At 45.4% G+C, this 19,638-nt stretch carries 21 protein-coding genes and 1 riboswitch; of the genes, 9 read left to right on the top strand and 12 right to left on the bottom strand.

What is annotated here, in order from left to right; translation table 11 throughout:
* Together T472_RS00450 and T472_RS20040 are read right to left on the bottom strand one after the other, a co-directional pair.
* On the bottom strand, positions 1 to 1,182 hold the full coding sequence (locus T472_RS00450; protein ID WP_023387935.1) for a chromate transporter: 1,182 nt from the start codon (positions 1,180 to 1,182) through the stop codon (positions 1 to 3).
* Entirely contained in the window at positions 1,163 to 1,324 is a 162-nt protein-coding gene (locus T472_RS20040; RefSeq protein WP_207643925.1) for a hypothetical protein, read from the bottom strand. The genes T472_RS00450 and T472_RS20040 overlap by 20 nt, the downstream gene beginning before the upstream one ends.
* 7 nt (positions 1,325 to 1,331) lie before the next feature.
* Positions 1,332 to 1,404: riboswitch (Fluoride riboswitch) on the top strand.
* 41 nt (positions 1,405 to 1,445) lie between these two features.
* Here T472_RS20040 and T472_RS00445 point away from each other — a divergent pair.
* On the top strand, positions 1,446 to 2,642 hold the full coding sequence (locus tag T472_RS00445; RefSeq protein ID WP_023387934.1) for a cation:proton antiporter: 1,197 nt from the start codon (positions 1,446 to 1,448) through the stop codon (positions 2,640 to 2,642).
* Positions 2,643 to 2,736: 94 nt separating this feature from the next.
* Here the strand turns inward: T472_RS00445 and T472_RS00440 are convergent, their stop codons facing one another.
* Positions 2,737 to 3,672 carry a LysR family transcriptional regulator gene (locus T472_RS00440; protein WP_023387933.1) on the bottom strand — a complete coding sequence of 312 codons (936 nt, stop codon included), beginning with the start codon at positions 3,670 to 3,672 and terminating at the stop codon, positions 2,737 to 2,739.
* A gap of 200 nt (positions 3,673 to 3,872) precedes the next feature.
* Between T472_RS00440 and T472_RS00435 the strand changes: the two genes are divergently transcribed.
* The 6 genes from T472_RS00435 (at position 3,873) to T472_RS00410 (ending at position 10,290) form a co-directional block, all read left to right on the top strand.
* Positions 3,873 to 4,889, top strand: coding sequence for a C-terminal binding protein (locus tag T472_RS00435; protein ID WP_023387932.1), 1,017 nt, complete (start codon positions 3,873 to 3,875; stop codon positions 4,887 to 4,889).
* 15 nt (positions 4,890 to 4,904) lie between these two features.
* Positions 4,905 to 5,585, top strand: a complete 681-nt coding sequence (locus tag T472_RS00430) for an RraA family protein (RefSeq protein ID WP_023387931.1) — start codon at positions 4,905 to 4,907, stop codon at positions 5,583 to 5,585.
* A gap of 123 nt (positions 5,586 to 5,708) precedes the next feature.
* Positions 5,709 to 6,725, top strand: coding sequence for a tripartite tricarboxylate transporter substrate binding protein (locus T472_RS00425; RefSeq protein WP_023387930.1), 1,017 nt, complete (start codon positions 5,709 to 5,711; stop codon positions 6,723 to 6,725).
* A gap of 66 nt (positions 6,726 to 6,791) precedes the next feature.
* Entirely contained in the window at positions 6,792 to 7,238 is a 447-nt protein-coding gene (locus tag T472_RS00420; RefSeq protein WP_023387929.1) for a tripartite tricarboxylate transporter TctB family protein, read from the top strand.
* Between the two features lie 20 nt (positions 7,239 to 7,258).
* The gene (locus tag T472_RS00415; protein ID WP_023387928.1) at positions 7,259 to 8,809 is read left to right on the top strand and encodes a tripartite tricarboxylate transporter permease; all 1,551 of its coding nucleotides are present in this window, start codon (positions 7,259 to 7,261) and stop codon (positions 8,807 to 8,809) included.
* A gap of 206 nt (positions 8,810 to 9,015) precedes the next feature.
* Positions 9,016 to 10,290, top strand: coding sequence for an SLC13 family permease (locus T472_RS00410; protein ID WP_023387927.1), 1,275 nt, complete (start codon positions 9,016 to 9,018; stop codon positions 10,288 to 10,290).
* Positions 10,291 to 10,441: 151 nt separating this feature from the next.
* On the opposite strand, the gene T472_RS00405 is transcribed toward T472_RS00410, so the two are convergent.
* The 5 genes from T472_RS00405 to T472_RS00385 form a co-directional block, all read right to left on the bottom strand.
* The gene (locus T472_RS00405) at positions 10,442 to 11,314 is read right to left on the bottom strand and encodes a beta-keto acid cleavage family enzyme (protein ID WP_023387926.1); all 873 of its coding nucleotides are present in this window, start codon (positions 11,312 to 11,314) and stop codon (positions 10,442 to 10,444) included.
* 48 nt (positions 11,315 to 11,362) lie between these two features.
* Positions 11,363 to 12,922: a sodium:solute symporter family protein gene (locus tag T472_RS00400; protein ID WP_023387925.1), complete on the bottom strand. Its 1,560-nt coding sequence runs from the start codon at positions 12,920 to 12,922 to the stop codon at positions 11,363 to 11,365.
* 125 nt (positions 12,923 to 13,047) lie between these two features.
* A complete protein-coding gene (locus T472_RS00395) occupies positions 13,048 to 14,298 on the bottom strand; it encodes a thiolase family protein (protein ID WP_023387924.1) in 1,251 nt (416 codons plus the stop codon).
* 25 nt (positions 14,299 to 14,323) lie between these two features.
* A complete protein-coding gene (locus T472_RS00390; RefSeq protein WP_023387923.1) occupies positions 14,324 to 15,037 on the bottom strand; it encodes a 3-oxoacid CoA-transferase subunit B in 714 nt (237 codons plus the stop codon).
* On the bottom strand, positions 15,037 to 15,693 hold the full coding sequence (locus T472_RS00385) for a CoA transferase subunit A (protein WP_023387922.1): 657 nt from the start codon (positions 15,691 to 15,693) through the stop codon (positions 15,037 to 15,039). The genes T472_RS00390 and T472_RS00385 overlap by 1 nt, the downstream gene beginning before the upstream one ends.
* 500 nt (positions 15,694 to 16,193) lie before the next feature.
* Here T472_RS00385 and T472_RS00380 point away from each other — a divergent pair, with 500 nt between their 5' ends.
* The gene (locus T472_RS00380) at positions 16,194 to 17,084 is read left to right on the top strand and encodes a LysR family transcriptional regulator (RefSeq protein ID WP_160319105.1); all 891 of its coding nucleotides are present in this window, start codon (positions 16,194 to 16,196) and stop codon (positions 17,082 to 17,084) included.
* Positions 17,085 to 17,128: 44 nt separating this feature from the next.
* Here the strand turns inward: T472_RS00380 and T472_RS00375 are convergent, their stop codons facing one another.
* Genes T472_RS00375 through T472_RS00365 form a run of 3 tightly spaced genes read right to left on the bottom strand, consistent with a single transcriptional unit; the run spans position 17,129 to position 18,709 of the window.
* A complete protein-coding gene (locus T472_RS00375; protein WP_023387920.1) occupies positions 17,129 to 17,362 on the bottom strand; it encodes a thioredoxin family protein in 234 nt (77 codons plus the stop codon).
* Positions 17,363 to 17,387: 25 nt separating this feature from the next.
* Positions 17,388 to 18,389 (bottom strand): permease, encoded by a 1,002-nt coding sequence (locus T472_RS00370; protein ID WP_023387919.1) that lies wholly within the window; start codon positions 18,387 to 18,389, stop codon positions 17,388 to 17,390.
* Entirely contained in the window at positions 18,389 to 18,709 is a 321-nt protein-coding gene (locus T472_RS00365) for an ArsR/SmtB family transcription factor (protein ID WP_023387918.1), read from the bottom strand. Before T472_RS00365 ends, T472_RS00370 begins: the two co-directional genes overlap by 1 nt.
* A 146-nt stretch (positions 18,710 to 18,855) precedes the next feature.
* Between T472_RS00365 and T472_RS20460 the strand changes: the two genes are divergently transcribed.
* Entirely contained in the window at positions 18,856 to 18,978 is a 123-nt protein-coding gene (locus T472_RS20460; RefSeq protein ID WP_023387917.1) for a hypothetical protein, read from the top strand.
* 49 nt (positions 18,979 to 19,027) lie between these two features.
* Here the strand turns inward: T472_RS20460 and T472_RS00360 are convergent, their stop codons facing one another.
* Positions 19,028 to 19,576 carry a GNAT family N-acetyltransferase gene (locus T472_RS00360; RefSeq protein WP_023387916.1) on the bottom strand — a complete coding sequence of 183 codons (549 nt, stop codon included), beginning with the start codon at positions 19,574 to 19,576 and terminating at the stop codon, positions 19,028 to 19,030.
* Positions 19,577 to 19,638: the final 62 nt, after the last annotated feature.

Below are 19,638 nucleotides of genomic sequence, written 5' to 3'. Positions count from 1 at the left end.
CTATATCAACTGCGCCGCATAACCAATAAGGCCGCCTGCCAGTATCAGCCATGCTGAATTAAGCTTTGTCTTCATGAGCACCGCAAATGACGCTGCAAAAAGTACTATCGTCAGCGGATCCACTATTGATTCCATTCCAAGCTTAATAGTAACTGAAGCCATCAGGCCCATAGAAGCTATGTTCACCCCGTCAAGGATGGCAGAAAATACCTTAGATGACCTGAGCTTCGGTATCACAGGGTTCAGCAGCCATACAAGAAGGAACGAAGGCAGGAATATACCTATTGTGCCGGCTATGGCGCCTGGGATACCCTGGATAAGGTAGCCGACGAATGTTGCCGTGGTAAACACCGGGCCTGGAGTGAACTGTCCTACAGCAACCGCGTCAAGCAGCTGCTGGCTGGTTATCACTCCAAAATTGTCAACGAACTCAGACCTCAGGAATGCGATAAGCACATATCCGCTTCCATAAAGGACCGAGCCTATCTTAAGGAAGGTGAGGAATATACCGGACACCTCCATATTTCCCTGTGGCTTTGGAATTGCAGCTGTGATGCTCGCCAGCGGCATGTACCACAGTGAGAACAGCTTACCCTTCACGAGGCCGCTGTTTCTTATGACAAGCATTGCGATACCGGCCATCAGAAGGAGAGGAATCTCCTTCACCCCGTAAAGTGAAAGTCCAACAACCACGACCGCGAAGGCAGCAGCGAGCCAGCCCTTTATGACTGACTTGCCAAGCCTGTAAAGGGCCTGGAGTATTATTGCCATGATTACCGCCTTGATACCATACAGTGCTCCGGTAAGCTCAGGAAGAGAACCGAATGACACATACATCCAGGCGAAAAAGAGTACAATAACCATGGCTGGAAGTATGAAGGATATGCCCGCTATGAAAAGCCCTGCAAGTCCTCCCCTGTCAAAACCAAGATGAATCGCGAGTTCAGTGGAGTTAGGTCCCGGTATAAGATTCGTGGCTCCAATGAGGTCCATGAATTTCTCGCGTGACAGCCACTTCCTCTTCTTCACCACTTCCTCATCCATCATTGCAGTGTGAGCCGCCGGTCCTCCGAATGCAGTTACACCAAGCTTAATGAACACCTTGAATATTTCTTTCAGTCTCTCCCTTTTCTCATCAGGGGGAAGATCCCTGTATCTCATCTCATTGATATTGTTTTCCATGATTACCTCCAAATCCTGCAACATTTACTGTTCTTTCCATTATACATAGACCATGTCCAATATGGTATTGAATACCATATTGTTTTCCAAAAATTAACGAACAGGCCACTAAAATTAACGTTGCAAGCATACCTGCTGCCATGCTAATATTTCTACATGGGAATGAACGTCTCCCTTGGCTTTGCCAGAACCGCATTTTATGCTGATGACTTCTGCGATCTCTGATCCAGAACCATCGGCTTTTTTATTTGAAGGAGGGCACTATGCTTACATCAATCGCACTTATATTACTTATCGGCTTCACCCTTAGCGGCATCCTCGGAAAGCTCGGACTTCCTGGAATGCTGGGAATGATCGCTACAGGAATAATCCTTGGCCCCTACGGACTGAATCAGATTTCCCCTGAAATCCTGGACATATCGGCTGAATTAAGGCAGATTGCCCTCATAGTGATACTTGCAAGGGCAGGGCTCTCACTTGACCTTAAGGACCTGAAGAAGGTCGGGCGCCCTGCATTCCTGTTATGCTTCGTTCCTGCAACCTTCGAGCTCTTGACAGTTACTCTACTGGCACCTTCTCTCCTTGGTATCACGAGGCTTGAAGCGGCGATACTCGGTGCTGTACTTGCAGCAGTGTCTCCGGCAGTAGTGGTGCCAAGGATGCTCCATCTGATGGAATCAGGATATGGAAGGGATAAGAAGATACCTCAGATGATAATGGCGGGGGCATCTGTCGATGATGTCTATGTCATTGTCCTCTTTACAGCATTCCTTGGAATGCATGGAGGTACAGGGTTCGATGCGGCAAGCCTGATTAAGGTTCCTGTATCGGTGATTGCAGGAATCGCAGCAGGAATAATAGCAGGGTACATTCTCGTAAGGATATTCAAGATGTTCCACATGAGGGATACCATCAAGGTCCTGATCATTCTGAGCGTATCAATGCTGATGGTTACTTTGGAAGAACTCATGAAGCCATGGTTCCCTTTGTCAGGACTTCTTGCTGTAATGGCAATTGGCGGTACCATACTAAAGACATATGAGCTGCTTGCAAAGAGGATAATGGGTAAGTTCTCCAAAATCTGGGTAGGTTCTGAGATCCTGCTCTTCGTTCTTGTCGGTGCAGCTGTAAACATAACAGTACTCGGCGGTACAGGAGTAAAGGCACTTATACTTATCTTCTCGGCGCTATTTGTCCGTATGATAGGAGTTGCCGTCAGTGTTTCCGGCACTCCACTTACGCTTAAGGAAAGGCTTTTCTGCGCCATGGCTTATCTTCCCAAAGCAACTGTCCAGGCAGCCATAGGCTCAATACCTCTCGCAATGGGCGTCCCGGCAGGAGGAGCAATACTTTCAATCGCAGTCCTCGCAATTATGGTTACAGCACCTCTTGGAGCGATAGGGATAGACAGGACCTACAGGTTGTTCCTGAGTCCATCCGCTGAACACCATAATAACTGATACGAATCTTACATGATACTAAGACAGCCGAAATCCAAGGCAAAAATTGACTCAGGTTTCGGCTGTTTTTCTGTTCATTTTTTTCTGAATCGGATCAACCGTCTTTACCAGGTAAATATACTGACCTTATCGCGTCTATCATTAGCTGCGCCTGCCTGCTCATGATCGAGCGGGTCTTGTGGGCAATTCCCAGCTCCCAGGCAAGCGGAGGATTATCAACCTTGAAGAATACAAGAGACCCTGGCCTTTCCTTGTACTTCAATATCGCCTCCGGAACAAATGTGACTCCCAAGCCTGACGAGACGAGATTAAGCGCAGTGACTACATTTGAGGTTTCAAGCACGGGTGAAGATACTATTTCGTACTTGTTCAATAGGTTCTGTGTGAGCTGGCGAAGCTGGTTTTCCTCCTTCATAAGCACAAATGGCTCTCTCTTGAAAAGAAGAAACTCATCCTGTGTAAGTGCAGCCACATCCCCATCAAGGTCATAGTCTATATTCTCAAGTATTGGATTGCTTTTGTTAACAGCAAAAAGGATATGCTCATAGGCAAGGTGTTCGAACGTCACGCTGCTTTGTGTATTTGGCAGCTGCATCATGCAAAAATCAGCCTTACCCTGTTCCAGAAGTGAAAGCAGGTATTGCTGGGAGCCTTCCTTGAGCTCGATTGTAACATTCGGATACTTTTTCATGAAATCAGGAAAAATCAAAGGCATCAATATTGATGACCTCCACAGCGTTATTCCTATAGTAACCTTTCCAGATATTGTGCTGGAGATATACAGGATATCCTGGTCGAACTTCTTGGTTATTCTGATGACATCCTTGACGTACTCCATATACAGTTCCCCTGCCGGAGTCAGCTTTAACGGATGTGACTCACGGGAGAACAGTGTTGCGCCAACATTCTCCTCCAGCTTCTTAAGATACTTCGTGAGCGAAGGCTGTGAGATATATAGCCTTGCGGCAGCCTTGGAGATGCTCTTCTCCTCTGCAATAGCCAAAAAATACTCATAATTCTGGTCAATCATACAACCATCTCCCTTCAACTACCCTCCTTCAACTATATTCCCTCCAGGCTATAAATACAATGCGTTTATTGGTATTAGATTAGCTGTAAACATTAACATATAATGAATTTACAAATTAGCAAGAGAATTTCAAGATAGTTAGCAATTTAACAAGCTCTATGATGAAGTATTGCTAATCAATATTCATGGAGGTGCATATGATGTGGAATGCCGTTATAGTCGATAGTGACTACGGAAGCGTAAGCAAAGAGAAGCAAAATTATCTGAAGGCAGAATATGAGAAAAGGAATATCTCGTTAAGGATCGAGCATTTCAATACGCCTGAGGAGATAATCGCAGGCTGCCAGGATGCTGATGCGATACTAGGGACAGGAAATCCGCCAATAAGAAGAAAGGTTTTGGAAAGCCTGCCGAAGCTCAAGGTCATCCAGAGATTCGGGATAGGAGTGAACTCCATTGACCTTGAAGCAGCCAAAGAGACCGGGGTTCTTGCACTGTATATGCCTGGGTTCTGCGTAGATGAGCTGGCCATACATGCTTCAGCGCTCATATTGAATCTCTTGAGAAATGTCTCCTACTATGACAGAGGAATAAGGCAGGGTGAATGGAGGAAGGCTCAGGGTGTAGTTCCGAGAAATCCGAAGGACCTGACTCTTGGACTTTACGGATTCGGCGGTTCAGCTAAGCCTCTCTATAACATATTCAGGCAGGGTTTCGGAACCAAAGTGATTGCAGCCGATCCTTATGTCAAAAAAGAACTGTTCCCGGACTATGATGTGGATTTCGTTTCATTTGACGAACTGCTTGAGAAATCAGACATCATATCAATCCATGCACCGCTTACGCCGGAAACCAGATACATCTTCAATAAGGAAGCATTTAAGAAGATGAAAAAGAGCAGCATGATCATAAACATCTCAAGAGGAGAGCTTATTGACCAGAACGCTCTGGTGGAAGCACTGGAAGAAGGTGAAATCCAGTTCGCAGGCCTTGATGTATTCGAGAAGGAGCCACTTCCGGTAGAAAGCCCCCTCGTTGGGAATGACCAGACAGTCCTCACCTGCCATAGTGCGTTCTATGGCGACAATGCCCAGAATAACCAGCTGACCCTGGCACTTGAACTTGTGGACTCTGTATTGAACCACAAGATGGTTGTAGATAAGTACATAGCCAATAGTGGCGTTACAAGCAAAATTGAGAATCTAGAAGTAGTTTGAGGACGGAGGAGACAAATGAATATCGGATGTCGAATAGTAGAGGATTTTGAAAGACCAGCCAAAGAGATCGTGGAACTCTTCAGGGAGTTTCCGGTGGCAAACATCGATGACTGCATGAACAGGACAGCTGCCATACATCAGGATATCAGGCCGATGAACAGCGCAAAGCTGCTCGGCCCGGCCTTTACAGTAAAGGTACCTGAAGGCGACAACCTGATGTTCCATAAGGCTATGGACATGGCAAAGGAAGGCGATGTCATTGTAATAGATGCAGGCGGAATGACGAGCAGAGCAATATTCGGCGAGCTGATGCTGACATACTGCAAAAGCCGTGGAATTGCAGGAGTGATTGTTGACGGAAGCATACGCGATAAGGATACCATTTCAAAGATGGATATCCCAGTGTATGCTCGCGGAATAACACCTAACGGACCTTATAAGAACGGACCCGGAGAAATAAACACGGTCATATCCTTCGGCGGGCAGGTTGTAAGACCTGGAGACCTGATCATCGGTGATGAGGATGGTGTCGTTGTGGTAAAACCTGAGGAAGCCAAGGAGCTGGCTGAAAAGGTAAAAGCAGTATCAGCCAAGGAAATGGACATCATGGACAAGATACTGAATGAAGGGACCTATATAAGACCCTGGGTAAATGAAAAGCTTGCAGAGATAGGCTGCGACTATCTGCCAAGGTAGAAGGGTTTCATATCAAATACAAAACAAATACCGGGAAACAAATGATTACCGATAGGATTCACGAAATAGCTTTTATCCAAACGTTACAAGGGGCTCAAAAATAATAAAACGGGAGTGATTAGAATGAAAAAAAGACTAAGTGTCCTACTTCTTGCCGTATCAATGGTACTCATGATTGTCAGCGGATGTGCATCAAAATCAGAAACACCTGCAGCCACAACCGGCACATCGGCTCCTTCTGCAGAAACGAAGTACCCGACCAAACCAATTACAATAATGGTCGGCTATTCTGCAGGCGGATCCTCAGATGTAATGGTGAGAATACTTGCAAACAAGCTTGAAAAGTACATCGGACAGCCAATCGTTGTTGTCAACAAGACAGGAGCAGGCGGATGGGTAGCCTGGGAAGAGCTGATTAAGAGCACAACCCCTGACGGATACACCATTTCACTTATCAACACCCCTAACATCACACTCGGTGCATTCGACACTGTGAATCCCAGGGCTTACACAATCGATGATGTTGACCTGCTCGCAAACCAGGTCACAGACTTCAATGTCATAGCGATCAGGAATGATGAGAAGAGATACACCGACCTTGCTTCCCTTGTTGAATATGCAAAGACGAATACAGTGCTTTCAGCAAGCTCAGCAACCGGAATCATCTCTGACGATGCCACAGTCGTGGAGTACTTCAACATGAACTACAAAACTGACTTCGAAATAATCCAGACTGCCGGAGCCAAGGATAATGAGACAATGTTCATTTCTGGAAACAGCGATGTACTCGTAGCAAACATTGCTGATGTACTTTCCGCGACAAAGAATGGAAGCTACAAGGTAATTGCAATATTCTCCCCTGAAAGGTCAAAGCTTTTGCCAGATGTCCCTACAGTCAAGGAACTGGGTTTTGGTGATGCATATATGTTCTCTGCAAGAGGATATGCTCTTCCAAAGGGCGTCGATCCTGCAATCAAGGAAAAGATCATGACAGCACTTGAAAGTGCGATAAATGATCCTGAGGTTGTGAACAAGCTGAATGAAATGGGCGCCCAGACTGACTTCATGAAGGGCCAGGAGTATTACGACTTCCTTAAGAACAATGTGAATCTCTCAAAGGGAATATACGGAATAAAGTAAGTCATATGGAATTCAGGGAGTACGCATGACGTACTCCCCTATCCATTTACAAGGAGGATAAGCCAATTGAATTCAAAATCGATACACCAGGATGTCTATATAAGTGCGGCGCTTTTCATGATTCTGGCGCTTCTTTTTACAATAACACTTAAGCTTCCGGAATCATCCTCGATCTTCCCTTACATGCTTATCGGAGGAATCGGAATACTGAATATGTTCGTAATGGTGAAGGCTATAAGCAAAACCAAGGCGATGAGGTCTTCAGAATCAAATGTCACAAATCCGATAAACTGGGAGTCAATAAAGATCCCACTGCTGATTTTTCTAATGACCGTTGTTTATATCGTTCTTTTCCGATTTACAAATTTCTTTGTTTCTTCAACCATTTTCCTCATAACACTGATGAAATTCTACAAGGTCACATCATGGAAGGTCATTCTCCTGACTACTGTCGTATTTGATATCGTAATATATGTCGGTTTTGTCAGATTCCTGAATGTCCCGTTGATTTAGCATGATGAAAGGAGATTTAAATGGATTTTGGTTCTATACTCAGCAATATCTTCACCTTTGAAGTCATGGGAGCACTGTTCCTTGGAACAACAGTTGCCATCATCATGGGAGCCCTTCCTGGGCTTAGTGCAAGCATGGCAGTTGCTCTTCTCATACCTGTCACCTTCGGAATGAATCCGATCGCAGGACTTGTAATGCTTACAGGCGTATATACTGCCGCTGTCTATGGCGGTTCAATCACTGCCATACTTCTGCACACACCCGGAACACCAGCCTCAGCCGCTACTGCGATCGATGGCTACGAACTGGCAAAAAAAGGGCAGGGCTTCAAGGCAATAGGTGTAGCTACAATATCTTCTGTCATCGGTGGCGTTATCTCAGCAATGGCTTTAATGTTCCTAAGTCCCCCACTGGCACTTATTTCACTGAAGTTCGGACCTCTTGAGTACTTTCTTCTGGCAGTATTTGGATTAACTATAATCGGAAGTCTTGCTGGCGACTCAATGGCTAAAGGAATGATAAGCGGACTTATAGGACTTTTCATCGGAATAGTTGGACTTGATATGATGAATGGTGTCCCAAGGTTCACCTTCGGACTTCTTCCACTCGAAAGCGGTATCTCGATGGTTCCCGCTATGATAGGAATGTTCTCGATATCACAGGTCATGATCATGACTGAAGATATCATAAAAGGAAAATCTAACCTTACAGAAGGATCGGAAAACCTTCTTACCGGAAGATTCCTCCCAACATGGAAAGAATTCAAGGCTTTAGTCCCCACAGTACTCAAGTCATCAATTATTGGTGTATTCATCGGTATATTACCTGGGGCAGGTGCTGATATCGGCTCCTGGGTCGCATACAATGAAGCAAAAAGGTCCTCAAAGCATCCCGATAGATTCGGAAAGGGAGAACTACTCGGAATCGCAGCTTCAGAGTCCGCAAACAACGCTGTAACCGGTGGAGCTCTCATACCGCTGCTCACACTTGGCATCCCAGGAAGCTCTGTTGCAGCCATACTGCTTGGCGGTCTTATGATCCAGGGGCTTGTTCCAGGTCATGAGCTGTTCGATGTATATGCAGAGATCACTTATTCCGTTATGTTTGGGTTCCTCATAGCTAACCTCATGATGGGATTCGTTGGTTATGTCATAGCTAAGCAGGCTGTGAAGCTCTCAAGGGTACCGATGTCTGTTCTCGCACCGATCATAGTTGCGTTGTCAGTTGTAGGCTCATTCGCAATCGCCAACAGCATGTTTGACGTATATATCATGGGTGCATTCGGACTCATTGCCTACTTCATGAGAAAATCAGGATTCGGTACTGCGCCGACAATACTTGGAGTAATCCTTGGAGCAATGCTGGAAGCCAACTGGAGAAGGGCACTCGTCCTTTCAAAGGGCAGCATGTTCAATTACTTCTTAAACCGCCCGATTGCCCTTGTTATCCTTTTCCTGATACTTGGTTCCCTCTTTGTTCCAGTCATCATGAGCAGGGTAAAGCGAAAGATGAACAGCGACCTTAAAGTTGAGGCTGATGACAAATCATACGAATCTGCGGATGTCGATTAGAAAGGACACTTAAATTTCATTAATATTTGTTTTCGCCATCCGAATTTCCACGGATGGCTTTTTTCATATCACAACTGCAGTCAGAGAAGATTCGCCGAGTAACTTCCAATCACAGTGTGGCAAATCCTGCCATACTATTGTATGATAAGTCAGTAGAAATCGATTAAAACCAGCATTTGGCCAATCCAACAGAAGGGACAATATATATGCAGCAATCGACAATAACCTTAACCGTACTATTGATAATGGCTTTCCTGTTCATCACTGAAAAGTTTCCCCTTGCACTTACATCAATGTCAGGAGCAGCAGTTCTTGTCCTGGCGGGCGTAATAGAAGTACCCACAATGTTTTCAGCATTTTCAGGTTCAACAGTCGTACTGCTTGTATCGATGATGATAATCGGGGCATCTCTGTTCCATACAGGTATTGCCGGAAAGATGAGCGATAGAATTATTCAGCTCACTGGAACTTCAGAAAAAGGGATCATGATAGGTACCCTTGTATCGACTGCTGTATTGTCATCAATATGCAGCGGCGTAGCTGTAGTTGCCATGATGCTTCCCATTGTCATAGGCATAAGTACAAAAGCCAGGGTTTCAGTCTCAAGGCAGCTGATCCCGCTTTGCTTCGCAGCCAGTTTTGCCGGCAATCTTACTCTGGTTGGTGCTGCAAGCAATGTGATAGTATCCGGACAGATGAAGATTCTTGGGGTTCGGCCCCTGTCATTCCTTGAGCTCGGAAAGGTTGGCCTTCCGATAACTATACTTGGCATCCTTTATTTCATCATTGCAGGAAAGGCATTCCTGACTCCGGGAGATTCATCCGATAAGGATTATCTGGATTTATTCATGGGAAAGGCCATCAACCAGGACGAAGCAGGCAGCCTGAAGGGAGTCCTCAACCTTGTGATCCTCGGCGCTGTTCTTGCAGCAATGGCTTTGGATAATGATGCGTTTCCGATGCACCTTGTAGCAGCACTTGGAGCAATGGTCATGGTATTGACGGGCTGCATAAAGGAAAATGATGCCTATAAGGCAGTTGATTGGTCTACAATATTCATTGTCGCAGGGATGAGCGCAGTTTCCAAAGCCATGGATTCCAGTGGTGCAGCAAAGCTTCTCAGTACTTCAGTCGCAAACCTTATCGGGACTGATTCAAGCAAGCTTCTTGTCCTCTTTGTCATAATCATTTTCACCATGTTTCTCACCAATTTCATGATGAATACCACTGCAGCTATCCTGCTAACGCCTTTGTTCATACCACTTGCCACAGGACTTCAAATCAATCCCGTTGCTGTAGGAGTGGGAATCTGCGTAGCTGCATCAAGCCCCTTCCTTACACCGGTAGGATCAGGGACCAACACCCTTGTTGTTAAGCCAGGAAACCTTAAATTCATGGATTTCTTCAGGCCAGGTCTGGGTATTTCAGCTATTATCCTGGTATGCTGCATGGTATTCATCCCACTGTTCTGGCCTTTATGAGTCTCAGCTGATTTCATTTTGATATTAAATGAGAAGTACCTGCATTTCCAAAGCCACTCTCATGCCTTTGCATAACCTAACTGATTTAGACGCAAATTTACATTTGCAAAAATCGGGTTCAAAGCATAATGCCTTGATCCTGATTTTTCATTTACATCTTCTTAAGCTTTAAGATCTGTCTTGCCTCATCCGGCGTTGCCACTTCCATTCCAAGCTCACGGATTATCCTTACGATCCTTTCAACCATCTGGGCGTTGCTTTTTGCAAGTTCGCCCCTGTTGTAATAAACATTGTCTTCAAAGCCCACTCGGACGTTTCCACCTTTCAGCAGTGTCTGGACAGCTCCGGTCAAGTGTGTCTTTGCACCAATTGATATAGTGCTGAAGTTTACATTCTGGTACTTCGGGAGCTTTGAAATCATGAAGTCTAGGTTCTGTTCAGAATATGATATTGCACCCTGACTTATTTTGTTCATTCCCATCACGAAAGAGAGGGAAATCGGGTCATCAAGTATACCAGCCGGCTGGTATATGTCGAATACGTCCTCAAGAGTCTCTATATTGAATATCTCAAGCTCAGGTTTGATATTCAGCTCCCGCATTCTCTTTGCAGTCTTCATTATCCAGTCTCTGGTCCACATGTATATCCAGGTCAGGTCACCCCACGATGTTGTTATCAGTGAACAATCAAGGGAGCACATTTCAGGACGTACATCAGGACTCAGATTTAATGCAGCAAGGCCTTCGTCTGCCACTGAACCAGGCTTAGTAGGGGGAGCAGTTGAGTTCTGGAGTATTATGTTGCATTTTGACCTGATCTTGCTGTTTATCTCAGCGAATGTATTTGTGTCGCAGCTTGAGCGGTCATCCTTATCCCTTGTATGTATATGTACTATCGATGCACCTGCATTGTAGCAATCGTAGGCTGAAGCTGCAATTTCATCAGGTTGTGTAGGAATGTTCGGATTCAGCTCCTTACCGTGAAATGCTCCGGTCTGGGCAACAGTTATTATTACTTTTTTCATGTTAAACCTTCTTTTCTTAATTTGCAGCCGGGTGTAATCCGATTAGCATCAGATTGACTCTTTCGCTAAGGATGCAACCCTTGCGACTTCCTCCATTTCCGCGATATATTCTTTGGTTCCTTCGTCATACATGGAACCATATTTGTCCCTGTATGCCTGTGTCCTGAAGTAAGCCGGGTTCTTATCAATCAGCGTAACTGCAACCAATGCGATTATTGTAACGATAAGCATAAACCATACAGGATGGAGGAATGTCTTTGCCAGAACCTTTGAGTTCAGTACCCAGACAACCATAGCTACATATGATGTTATCATCAAAACCATAGCAGTCTTTGATTTTGCTAATTTGGGCAGGTATATGGTTGTCAGTATTATTATCCCGAATGGAACACTAAGAGCAAGCCCTGCACCAACGAAACTCAAGAGAACCTTAACGAAGAATGCCGCAAAGCAGCTGACCGCAGTAAATACCACTATACCTGTAATACCCGCTCTAAGCTCCGCCTGTGCGCTGAGCTTCTTTCCTCTCCTCGCAGCCGCCGGCTTCAGTATGTCATTTACGAACATTGTCGAAGCTGAAATCGAGAGGTTGGTTGCAGTTGATACGCTTGCTGCCCAAAGACCAGCCAGCGAAAGTCCTGCAAGGACGCCAGGCATACTTACTATGAACATAGGCATCGCCATTGCACTGTTTGGAAGGTTAGGATAAAGCTTGAGTGCTCCCATTCCAATTATGGCACAAAGGTAACCTATAGGAGCCACAAGCAGACCACCTATGATGAATCCATACTTTGCTGTCTTCTCATCCTTTGCAGTTGTTATACACTGTACCTGTGACTGATGTCCTGCTACGTTGAAGAACATAAGCACCGGGTAGACAAGCCAGATGGACCATCCAATTCCTGAAACTGGGCTGAGATACTTGGCTCTGTCAGGAAGGTTGTTGACTATACCTGTCCATCCACCTATATCAGGGTTTGAAAAAACTGTATATATGCCCAGCCCTACCGCCAGATAGCACATGACCATGTTTAGTATGTTGGTGGCTCCGCAGGACATCCAGCCTCCGAATACGGCGATAAGCAGGAATATTATCGCTGAAAGTATCATTCCCGACTGCACTGTGAAATACTGTGGCAGAAGCGTTGCAAGAATCGTACCTCCAGCTATGAACTGCGATACCATTATGACGAAGTTCATGAATATCTGTCCAACTGTTGCAACCATTCTGGTAGTCTCGCCGTATGCGTCTCCATACAGCTGTGACACAGTAAGCATTCTCATTCTTCTGTATTTCGATGCCAGAAGAAGACCAACTAGAGTGACTGACAATCCAAGCCAGAGCGGATGGGTTCCAGCTGCGAATCCGTAGAGATATCCGCCCTGTGCTGCTCCTGTTGTAGCATTCGCTCCGATGGCAACACCCATTATCGTTGTCATTACCAGAGGAAGCCCCATCGAACGGCTGGCCATCAGGAATCCTTCTGCCCCTTCCTTATTGAGTTTCTTAGCCCTTGCTGCCTGGATCTTGTTTGCGATAGCTGCTATGACGAACAGTCCGATGAAATACGTGACTACGATGATTAGTGCGATCAGGTTCTTGTCCATTCTTCAATTTCCCCCTTGAGTTTCTTTCATTGAGTACAGCTATGATTTAATTCTATTACAGTTTCATTTATCAGTACCCTGTGAAGCTGCACAGCCTAATGCAGCTACACATAGCACCTTTGACTCTATTTCGCCCTTGGGTTCTCCAACAGTACTGCAATGCCCTGTCCGCCGCCTATGCATGCAGATCCTATTGCGTACTTCTTGTCAGGATTGTTCAGGAACTCATAGCACAAGCTTGTGAGTATCCTCGCTCCCGACATTCCCAGAGGATGTCCCAGTGCCACAGCTCCTCCATGGACATTGAACCTTTCATAAAGAGGAGTTCCTATATAGTTCCCAAGCTCCTTCAGGCAAGCCAGTGTCTGTCCGGCAAATGCTTCATTGATCTCAAGGATATCGATGTCCTCAAGTGTAAGGTTGTTGTTTTCAAGCACCTTTCGGATTGCAGGAACAGGTCCTATTCCCATCTCGCTCGGTTCAACTCCTACGACCGCATAATCAGCCATTATCGCAAGGACATCTAGTCCCTTTTCCCTGGCAACTGATTCCAGAGTAAATATTTCGTATGCTGCACCGTCATTGAGTCCGGATGCGTTTCCAGCTGTGACAGTTCCCTTTCCATCTCTTCTAAAGGCTGGCTTAAGCTTTGCGAGAGCCTCGAGGTTGGTATTTGGCTTAGGATGCCCATCCTTGTCCACTACAGTGACATTTCCCTTCTTATCCTTTATCTCAACAGGGATAATCTCCTGTGCGAATCTTCCGTTTTCCATTGCTGCCTTAGCCTTCATCTGGCTGTCATACGCGAACTTGTCCTGGTCTTCTCTAGGTATAGCGTACTTCTCAACAAGTATTTCAGCAGTATCTCCCATATGATTGATCAGCGGATACAGGCTTCTTGGCTGTGCACAGCGATGACCCTCAAGGTTCGCATCAAGCACCTTGAAATCACCTGATGTGAACCCCTTCCAACGAGCTTCAAGAGGAAGGAAATATTCAGCGCGCGATAGGCTCTCAGCTCCTCCCGCTGCTACAAATTTTGCATCTGAAAGCACCAGGTCCTGATATGCGCTTATCGCTGACTGGAATCCTGAACCACAGATCCTGTTTACAGTCATAGCTGTTGATTCGATCTTGCAGCCTGCCAGCAGGGATATGACCCTTGACAGGTTGTTGTGTACCTGTGTACCATTTACGTGACCTGTTACAACCTCGTCTATATCTGTTATGTCTACCTTTGCCCTTCTGCAGGCTTCCTTCAGGGCTATGGCACCAAGCTCCTCAGTCGGAACGGTCTTCAGGTCTCCAAGGTATGCGCCGACAGGTGTTCTTGCTGCTCCAACTATTACTACCGGGTCTGCCAATCTCTTTTTCAAAGTTATCTCCTCTTTCCTTTTTTTCTTATAGGTTATCGAAATAATGTGCGGGAACTGGCTTTGTATCATCTCCAACAATCAAGCTGGCTTCTGTTGCTGCCTGGATTTCCTCAATTGTATATTCAGGATTGTACTCCCTGATCTTTATCCCTTCAGGAATTACATCGAATACCCCCATCTCAGTGTATATCGAAGTTACAACATTCTTTGCTGTCAGTGGAAGGGTACATTTCTTAAGGATCTTCGGTGCGTTTCCAGCTGTGTGGTATGTTGCAACGAGCACTTTCCTTGCACCTACGCACAGGTCCATGGCTCCTCCCATTCCGGCAACCTTCTTTCCTGGAATCATGTAGTTGGCAATGTTGCCCTTCTCATCCACTTCCATTGTTCCAAGCACTGTAGCATCAACATGTCCGCCTCTTATGATTCCAAATGAAGTTGTGCTGTCAAAGAAGGATGCTCCTCTAGAGATACCTGTCTTCGCCGCTCCAGCGTTGATAACGAGGTCTTCCTGCTCAGTCAGCTTCTTGTCCTTTCCCTCTGTCTTCTTTATCACATCAAAAGCAGTGGATCCAAGTCCTATGACTCCGTTCTCCCCATGCATCAAAACATCCATTTCTTCGGTGACAAAATCTGCTACCATAGTCGGCAGTCCGACCCCCAGGTTCACAAGGGATCCTGGCTTCAAATCACCTGATATCCTTTTTGCTATAAATCTTGCAGCCTTATCCTTATCCATCATTTGCCTCCTTTCACAACAACCGTGTCAATCAATACCTGCTGTGTATCAATATCCTGGGGATCCAATTCACCCAGTTCAACAAGCTGTCCGACTTCCAGTATCGTATGTTCTGCTGCTGCTGCCATACTTGGTGAATGGGCATGTGCAGAGCCGAAATATCTGCAATTGCCTGCGGAGTCACCAACGGAAGCGTATATCAGGGCAAATTCAGCTTTAAGTGGTTCTTCGACGAGATACTCCTCACCCTTTATCGTGACCTTCTGCTTCCCCGCTTCTACCAATGTACCGAGACCAGCCTTGGTGATCACTCCTCCAAGCCCGTATCCTCCTGCCCTTATCATCTCTGCAAGGCTTCCCTGAGGGTACAGTTCAACTTCCAGGGTTCCTTCAGCATGCTGCTTGACAGATTCAGGATTAGGCCCGATTATTGAGCAGATGACCTTTTTGACCTGCTTATTTGTAAACAGTCTGCCTGCTCCAAAGTCCTTTGTTCCTGAATCATTGCAGATCAGGGTAAGGTCTCTGACATTTTTCCTGACCAGAGCGTCTATAACGGTATGAGGTGCGCCATTACCTCCAAATCCGCCAATCATGATCGTAGCTCCATCTTGGATCTTTTCAATAGCCTCATCAACACTAACAACTTTGTTCAAATCAATTCCTCCTTGATTGTTATACATGTATCAAAATAACAAAAATCCGGAAAACGCTTACAAGTACATGTAAACATTTTCTATTCTTATAGTCTACTTCCCATAATTCATAAAACCATAACCTAAGGTTATGGGATATCCTGAGGTTATGGTTCCAAAAAAAATCATAACTATCTTTAAACCATTACCAGAAGCCAATTCCCGCGGTTAAACATATCATCATGTGTCGCATTCATACATACGCAACATGAATTACCATTTCCTATTTCATGGTAATTCTTTAACTATCAAGACATATTCTGATAAAATAAGAACAAAGTCAATTGAAAAAATCAGACCCTTTGATTTGTCCCATGACTCAAGACCTGCAGACTAACCAGGCTTACCTGGAAATCGCATTTCATGAAGGATCAGCAATTGGATTATACACAAGTCTCTATTTACTATATAATCAAGGGGATAGTGTCAAATTGACGGAATACGTGAGGTGCTTTGAAAACATGAATATACTTCAGCTTAAATATATAGTCGCAGTAGTTGAGAATGACTTCAACATCACACAAGCATCAAAGGAGCTCTTCATTTCACAGCCTGCACTGAGCAAGTGCATAACACAAATCGAGAAAGACGTGAACCTTATGATTTTTGAACGCCATAAGGGAAGGCTCTCTGGATTGACCCCGGACGGTCAGCTGATTTTTGAACATGCAAAGAAGATCATAACGGATTTTGACGATATGATGAGATTGATAGAACAACGATCAAAGGTTGAGGAGGGTGAAGTTGTAATCGGGATCCCACCTCTTGTGATAACGGCACTGTTTGCGGATTTCCTTAATTTCGTCATGGAAAAGAATCCCCGGGTCAGGATCAAGGTACTGGAGTATGGTGGGCACATCCTGGATGAAATGATGGGTAATGAAAAGCTTGACTTCTCAGTCCTCGTAGATACTGAAAAGGTCAACGACCCCAGATTTGTCACATTCCCGGTACACATAGGTCAATTTGCAATGTACATGGGTGTGAACAACCAACTTGCCAGCAAGAAGTCACTTAGGTGGTCTGACCTTAATGGAGCAAGCGTCGGAATTGTGGATGAGTCTTATACGACCTACCACCTGTTCCATAAATATATCAAAGATAACTGCATCAGGCTGAATACGGTCTATACCGCATACTCATCGGATTATCTCTTCGCAACAATCAGGAATGATAGGAACATGACCCTGATGCCTGAAGACATAAATGGGATATTCGATATGAAAGGTATAGTGGCAGTACCCTTCGAGATTCCTGTAAAATGGGAAGTCTCTTTCATTTACCGGAAAAAGAACAGCTATTCAACTGCTGAAAAGTACCTTATAGATTCATTCAGGTCATATTTTATATAGTATGAAGGCTGCCGCATAACTTTGCGGCAGCCTTCTTTGATTCCCTATTTCTTTATTATCTCAGCGATTTCCTTTGCTGTAAGGACCTTCCCTGATGAAACCACCTTGCCATCCACAACAAGTCCTGGTGTCCTCATGACTCCATAGCTTGCGATTTCCTTGAAGTCAGTTACCTTGATTATTTCTCCGTTTACTCCGAGATTATCCAGAGCTTCCTTTGCATTGGCAGCGAGGTTTACGCAGTTCTTGCAGCCTGACCCGAGTATCTTGATTTCCATTCCTTTTCCTCCTGTTTTTTCGCCATCATATGAAGAGATGGCCGAATGCGTTGAATGTGTAGCCTACTATTATTATCCCTATTGTTACTATGCCGACGAATATTATGAGAAGCTTCTTCCTTATCACGTTCTTCAGCATTATTATCGAAGGCAGTGAAAGGGTTGTAACTCCCATCATGAATGCGAGTACGGTTCCAAGTCCTACTCCCTTGGCAAGAAGAGCTTCAGCTATGGGTAATGTCCCGAATATGTCAGCATATATCGGAACACCAACAAATGTAGCCACTATCACCGAATACCATTTGTCAGCACCCAGCACCACTGCGATGGCTTCCTGGGGTATCCAGTTGTGTATCATAGCTCCTATTCCGACACCAATAAGCACATACTTCCAGACCTTTGCTATTATTGCCTTGACCTGGTCTTTTCCGAAGTCTACCCTTTCCTTTACTGTCAGAACCTCTTCCTCCGCTTCAGTCATGGCTGAATTGAATACGAAGGGCTCCACCTGGTCTTCGAGCTTAAGTGCGCTAATGAGAGAACCCCCTGCAACCGCTATGATAAGCCCGACTATTACATATGCCAGGGCAATCCCCCAGTTGAAAATGCTCGCAAGTAGTATTACTGATGCCAGGTCCACCATCGGGGACGAAATGAGGAAAGAGAATGTGACACCTATAGGCAATCCTGCATTCGTAAATCCTATGAACAGAGGTATCGAAGAGCATGAGCAGAACGGCGTGACTGTTCCAAGCAAGGCGCCTAGGATGTTTGCCGTGATCCCGCTGTATCCTCCAAGTATCCTTCTCGTCCTTTCAGGAGGAAAGAAGCTCTGTATGTAGGAAATGCAGAATATGAGCACTGAAAGAAGGATGAATATCTTGATTACGTCGTATATGAAGAAGTGGATGCTGGCACCGATCCTCGTGTCAACAGGCAATCCTGCAGCTTCGACAATGAACTTCACAAGGTCAGAAAGCCATTCCATCCTGAGAAGCTGGTCGTTCATCCATGAGAAGATCTCCATCAGACACACCTCGCTTCAGTGCACCTGTCATCTGAAGTCACCAGGCTTTCAGACACAGATTCCATGAGACCGGTTATCTTGAGCACCGCATCACGATTTATCGTATACCTTGTCCAAATTCCCGATTTTCGGGAGCTTACAAGCCCTGAAGAGCACAGGATCCTCATATGGTATGAGAGTGTAGGCTGAGTAATGTCGAATTCTTCCAGTATCTTGCAGGCGCAAAGCTCACCTTGGGAAAGCATCAGGAATATCCTGAGCCTTGTCTCATCGCCAAGGGCCTTAAGCATACCCGCCTGGCTTACAAGTTCCGATTCCAAATCAAAGACCTCCTTCGGCCTGAACACATAGACGTTTATCTATCTTTAATTATGGCAACATATAGACAAATGTCAATATGTCTGATAAATTCCAGCCAATATTATGGTGGTTTTTTCTTCTCTGTTTGCACCGAATTTTCGGAGATTTGAAACTTAATACGAGGTATAACAGGATAAAGGAGATGATGCATATGGAAAATATCCTGGTTGCCCTGGTCATAGCAGCGCTGCTTGCCGCATCGACTCTGGCCCGTGATTATGCTGCATAGCAGAGAGAAAGCCCTGGAAGCAAAAACTGATATGCTCCCAGGGCTCTTTTTAGAGTTCAAGCACAACCTTTATCGTATTATCATCCTCGCCGCCGATCCTGAACCCCTTTGCAATGTACATCTCCAGGAAACCATGGTAATTGTGCTCCATCACCTTCGGGCTCTTCATCGGATAGGCTTCGATCGTAGCCGCACCAGATTCCTTCATCATCTTCACTGCCTCATCAAGGAGAAGCGTCGCAAGCCCCTTTCTCCTAATGTCCGGCGCAACGACATAGCACAGGATTATCGCATCCCTGTCACCTGCTTCGCTCTTATATGCAGCCACTTCCTTCTTGAAGTTCACATGGCACCAGCCCACAGGCTTGCCCTCATGATAGGCGAGAAGTCCTTTCATGCTGCCATCCATTATGCGTCTCTCAGCATTTGTCCGGTTTCCCTCAGCTGTCCCGTTCCATTCCAGCCCTTCCCGTTCATCCAAATAGAACTGGCAGTAGCACCCGTCCCACTCAGGATTGTCAGTAAACGCATCCTTGTCGAAAAATTTCAGGAAATCATCCTTAGTCTCCGTACCAAGTCTCCTGATTTCAAAATCCATTGTGACCCTCCCCCTTGCCTTCTGGTGATTGATTGTATATTTAATAACTCAAACTTCGCAGT

Source organism: Youngiibacter fragilis 232.1, from assembly GCF_000495435.3.
Classification (GTDB): Bacteria; Bacillota; Clostridia; order Clostridiales; family Clostridiaceae; genus Youngiibacter; species Youngiibacter fragilis.
This window is presented reverse-complemented; position numbering and strand designations above follow the sequence as displayed.

Coding starts and splice junctions, on each gene's coding strand:
- T472_RS00450 (WP_023387935.1), bottom strand. CDS start 1,182: ATGGAAAACAATATCAATGAGATGAGATACAGGGATCTTCCCCCTGAT.
- T472_RS20040 (WP_207643925.1), bottom strand. CDS start 1,324: ATGGCAGCAGGTATGCTTGCAACGTTAATTTTAGTGGCCTGTTCGTTA.
- T472_RS00445 (WP_023387934.1), top strand. CDS start 1,446: ATGCTTACATCAATCGCACTTATATTACTTATCGGCTTCACCCTTAGC.
- T472_RS00440 (WP_023387933.1), bottom strand. CDS start 3,672: ATGATTGACCAGAATTATGAGTATTTTTTGGCTATTGCAGAGGAGAAG.
- T472_RS00435 (WP_023387932.1), top strand. CDS start 3,873: ATGTGGAATGCCGTTATAGTCGATAGTGACTACGGAAGCGTAAGCAAA.
- T472_RS00430 (WP_023387931.1), top strand. CDS start 4,905: ATGAATATCGGATGTCGAATAGTAGAGGATTTTGAAAGACCAGCCAAA.
- T472_RS00425 (WP_023387930.1), top strand. CDS start 5,709: ATGAAAAAAAGACTAAGTGTCCTACTTCTTGCCGTATCAATGGTACTC.
- T472_RS00415 (WP_023387928.1), top strand. CDS start 7,259: ATGGATTTTGGTTCTATACTCAGCAATATCTTCACCTTTGAAGTCATG.
- T472_RS00410 (WP_023387927.1), top strand. CDS start 9,016: ATGCAGCAATCGACAATAACCTTAACCGTACTATTGATAATGGCTTTC.
- T472_RS00405 (WP_023387926.1), bottom strand. CDS start 11,314: ATGAAAAAAGTAATAATAACTGTTGCCCAGACCGGAGCATTTCACGGT.
- T472_RS00400 (WP_023387925.1), bottom strand. CDS start 12,922: ATGGACAAGAACCTGATCGCACTAATCATCGTAGTCACGTATTTCATC.
- T472_RS00390 (WP_023387923.1), bottom strand. CDS start 15,037: ATGGATAAGGATAAGGCTGCAAGATTTATAGCAAAAAGGATATCAGGT.
- T472_RS00380 (WP_160319105.1), top strand. CDS start 16,194: ATGAATATACTTCAGCTTAAATATATAGTCGCAGTAGTTGAGAATGAC.
- T472_RS00375 (WP_023387920.1), bottom strand. CDS start 17,362: ATGGAAATCAAGATACTCGGGTCAGGCTGCAAGAACTGCGTAAACCTC.
- T472_RS00370 (WP_023387919.1), bottom strand. CDS start 18,389: ATGGAGATCTTCTCATGGATGAACGACCAGCTTCTCAGGATGGAATGG.
- T472_RS00360 (WP_023387916.1), bottom strand. CDS start 19,576: ATGGATTTTGAAATCAGGAGACTTGGTACGGAGACTAAGGATGATTTC.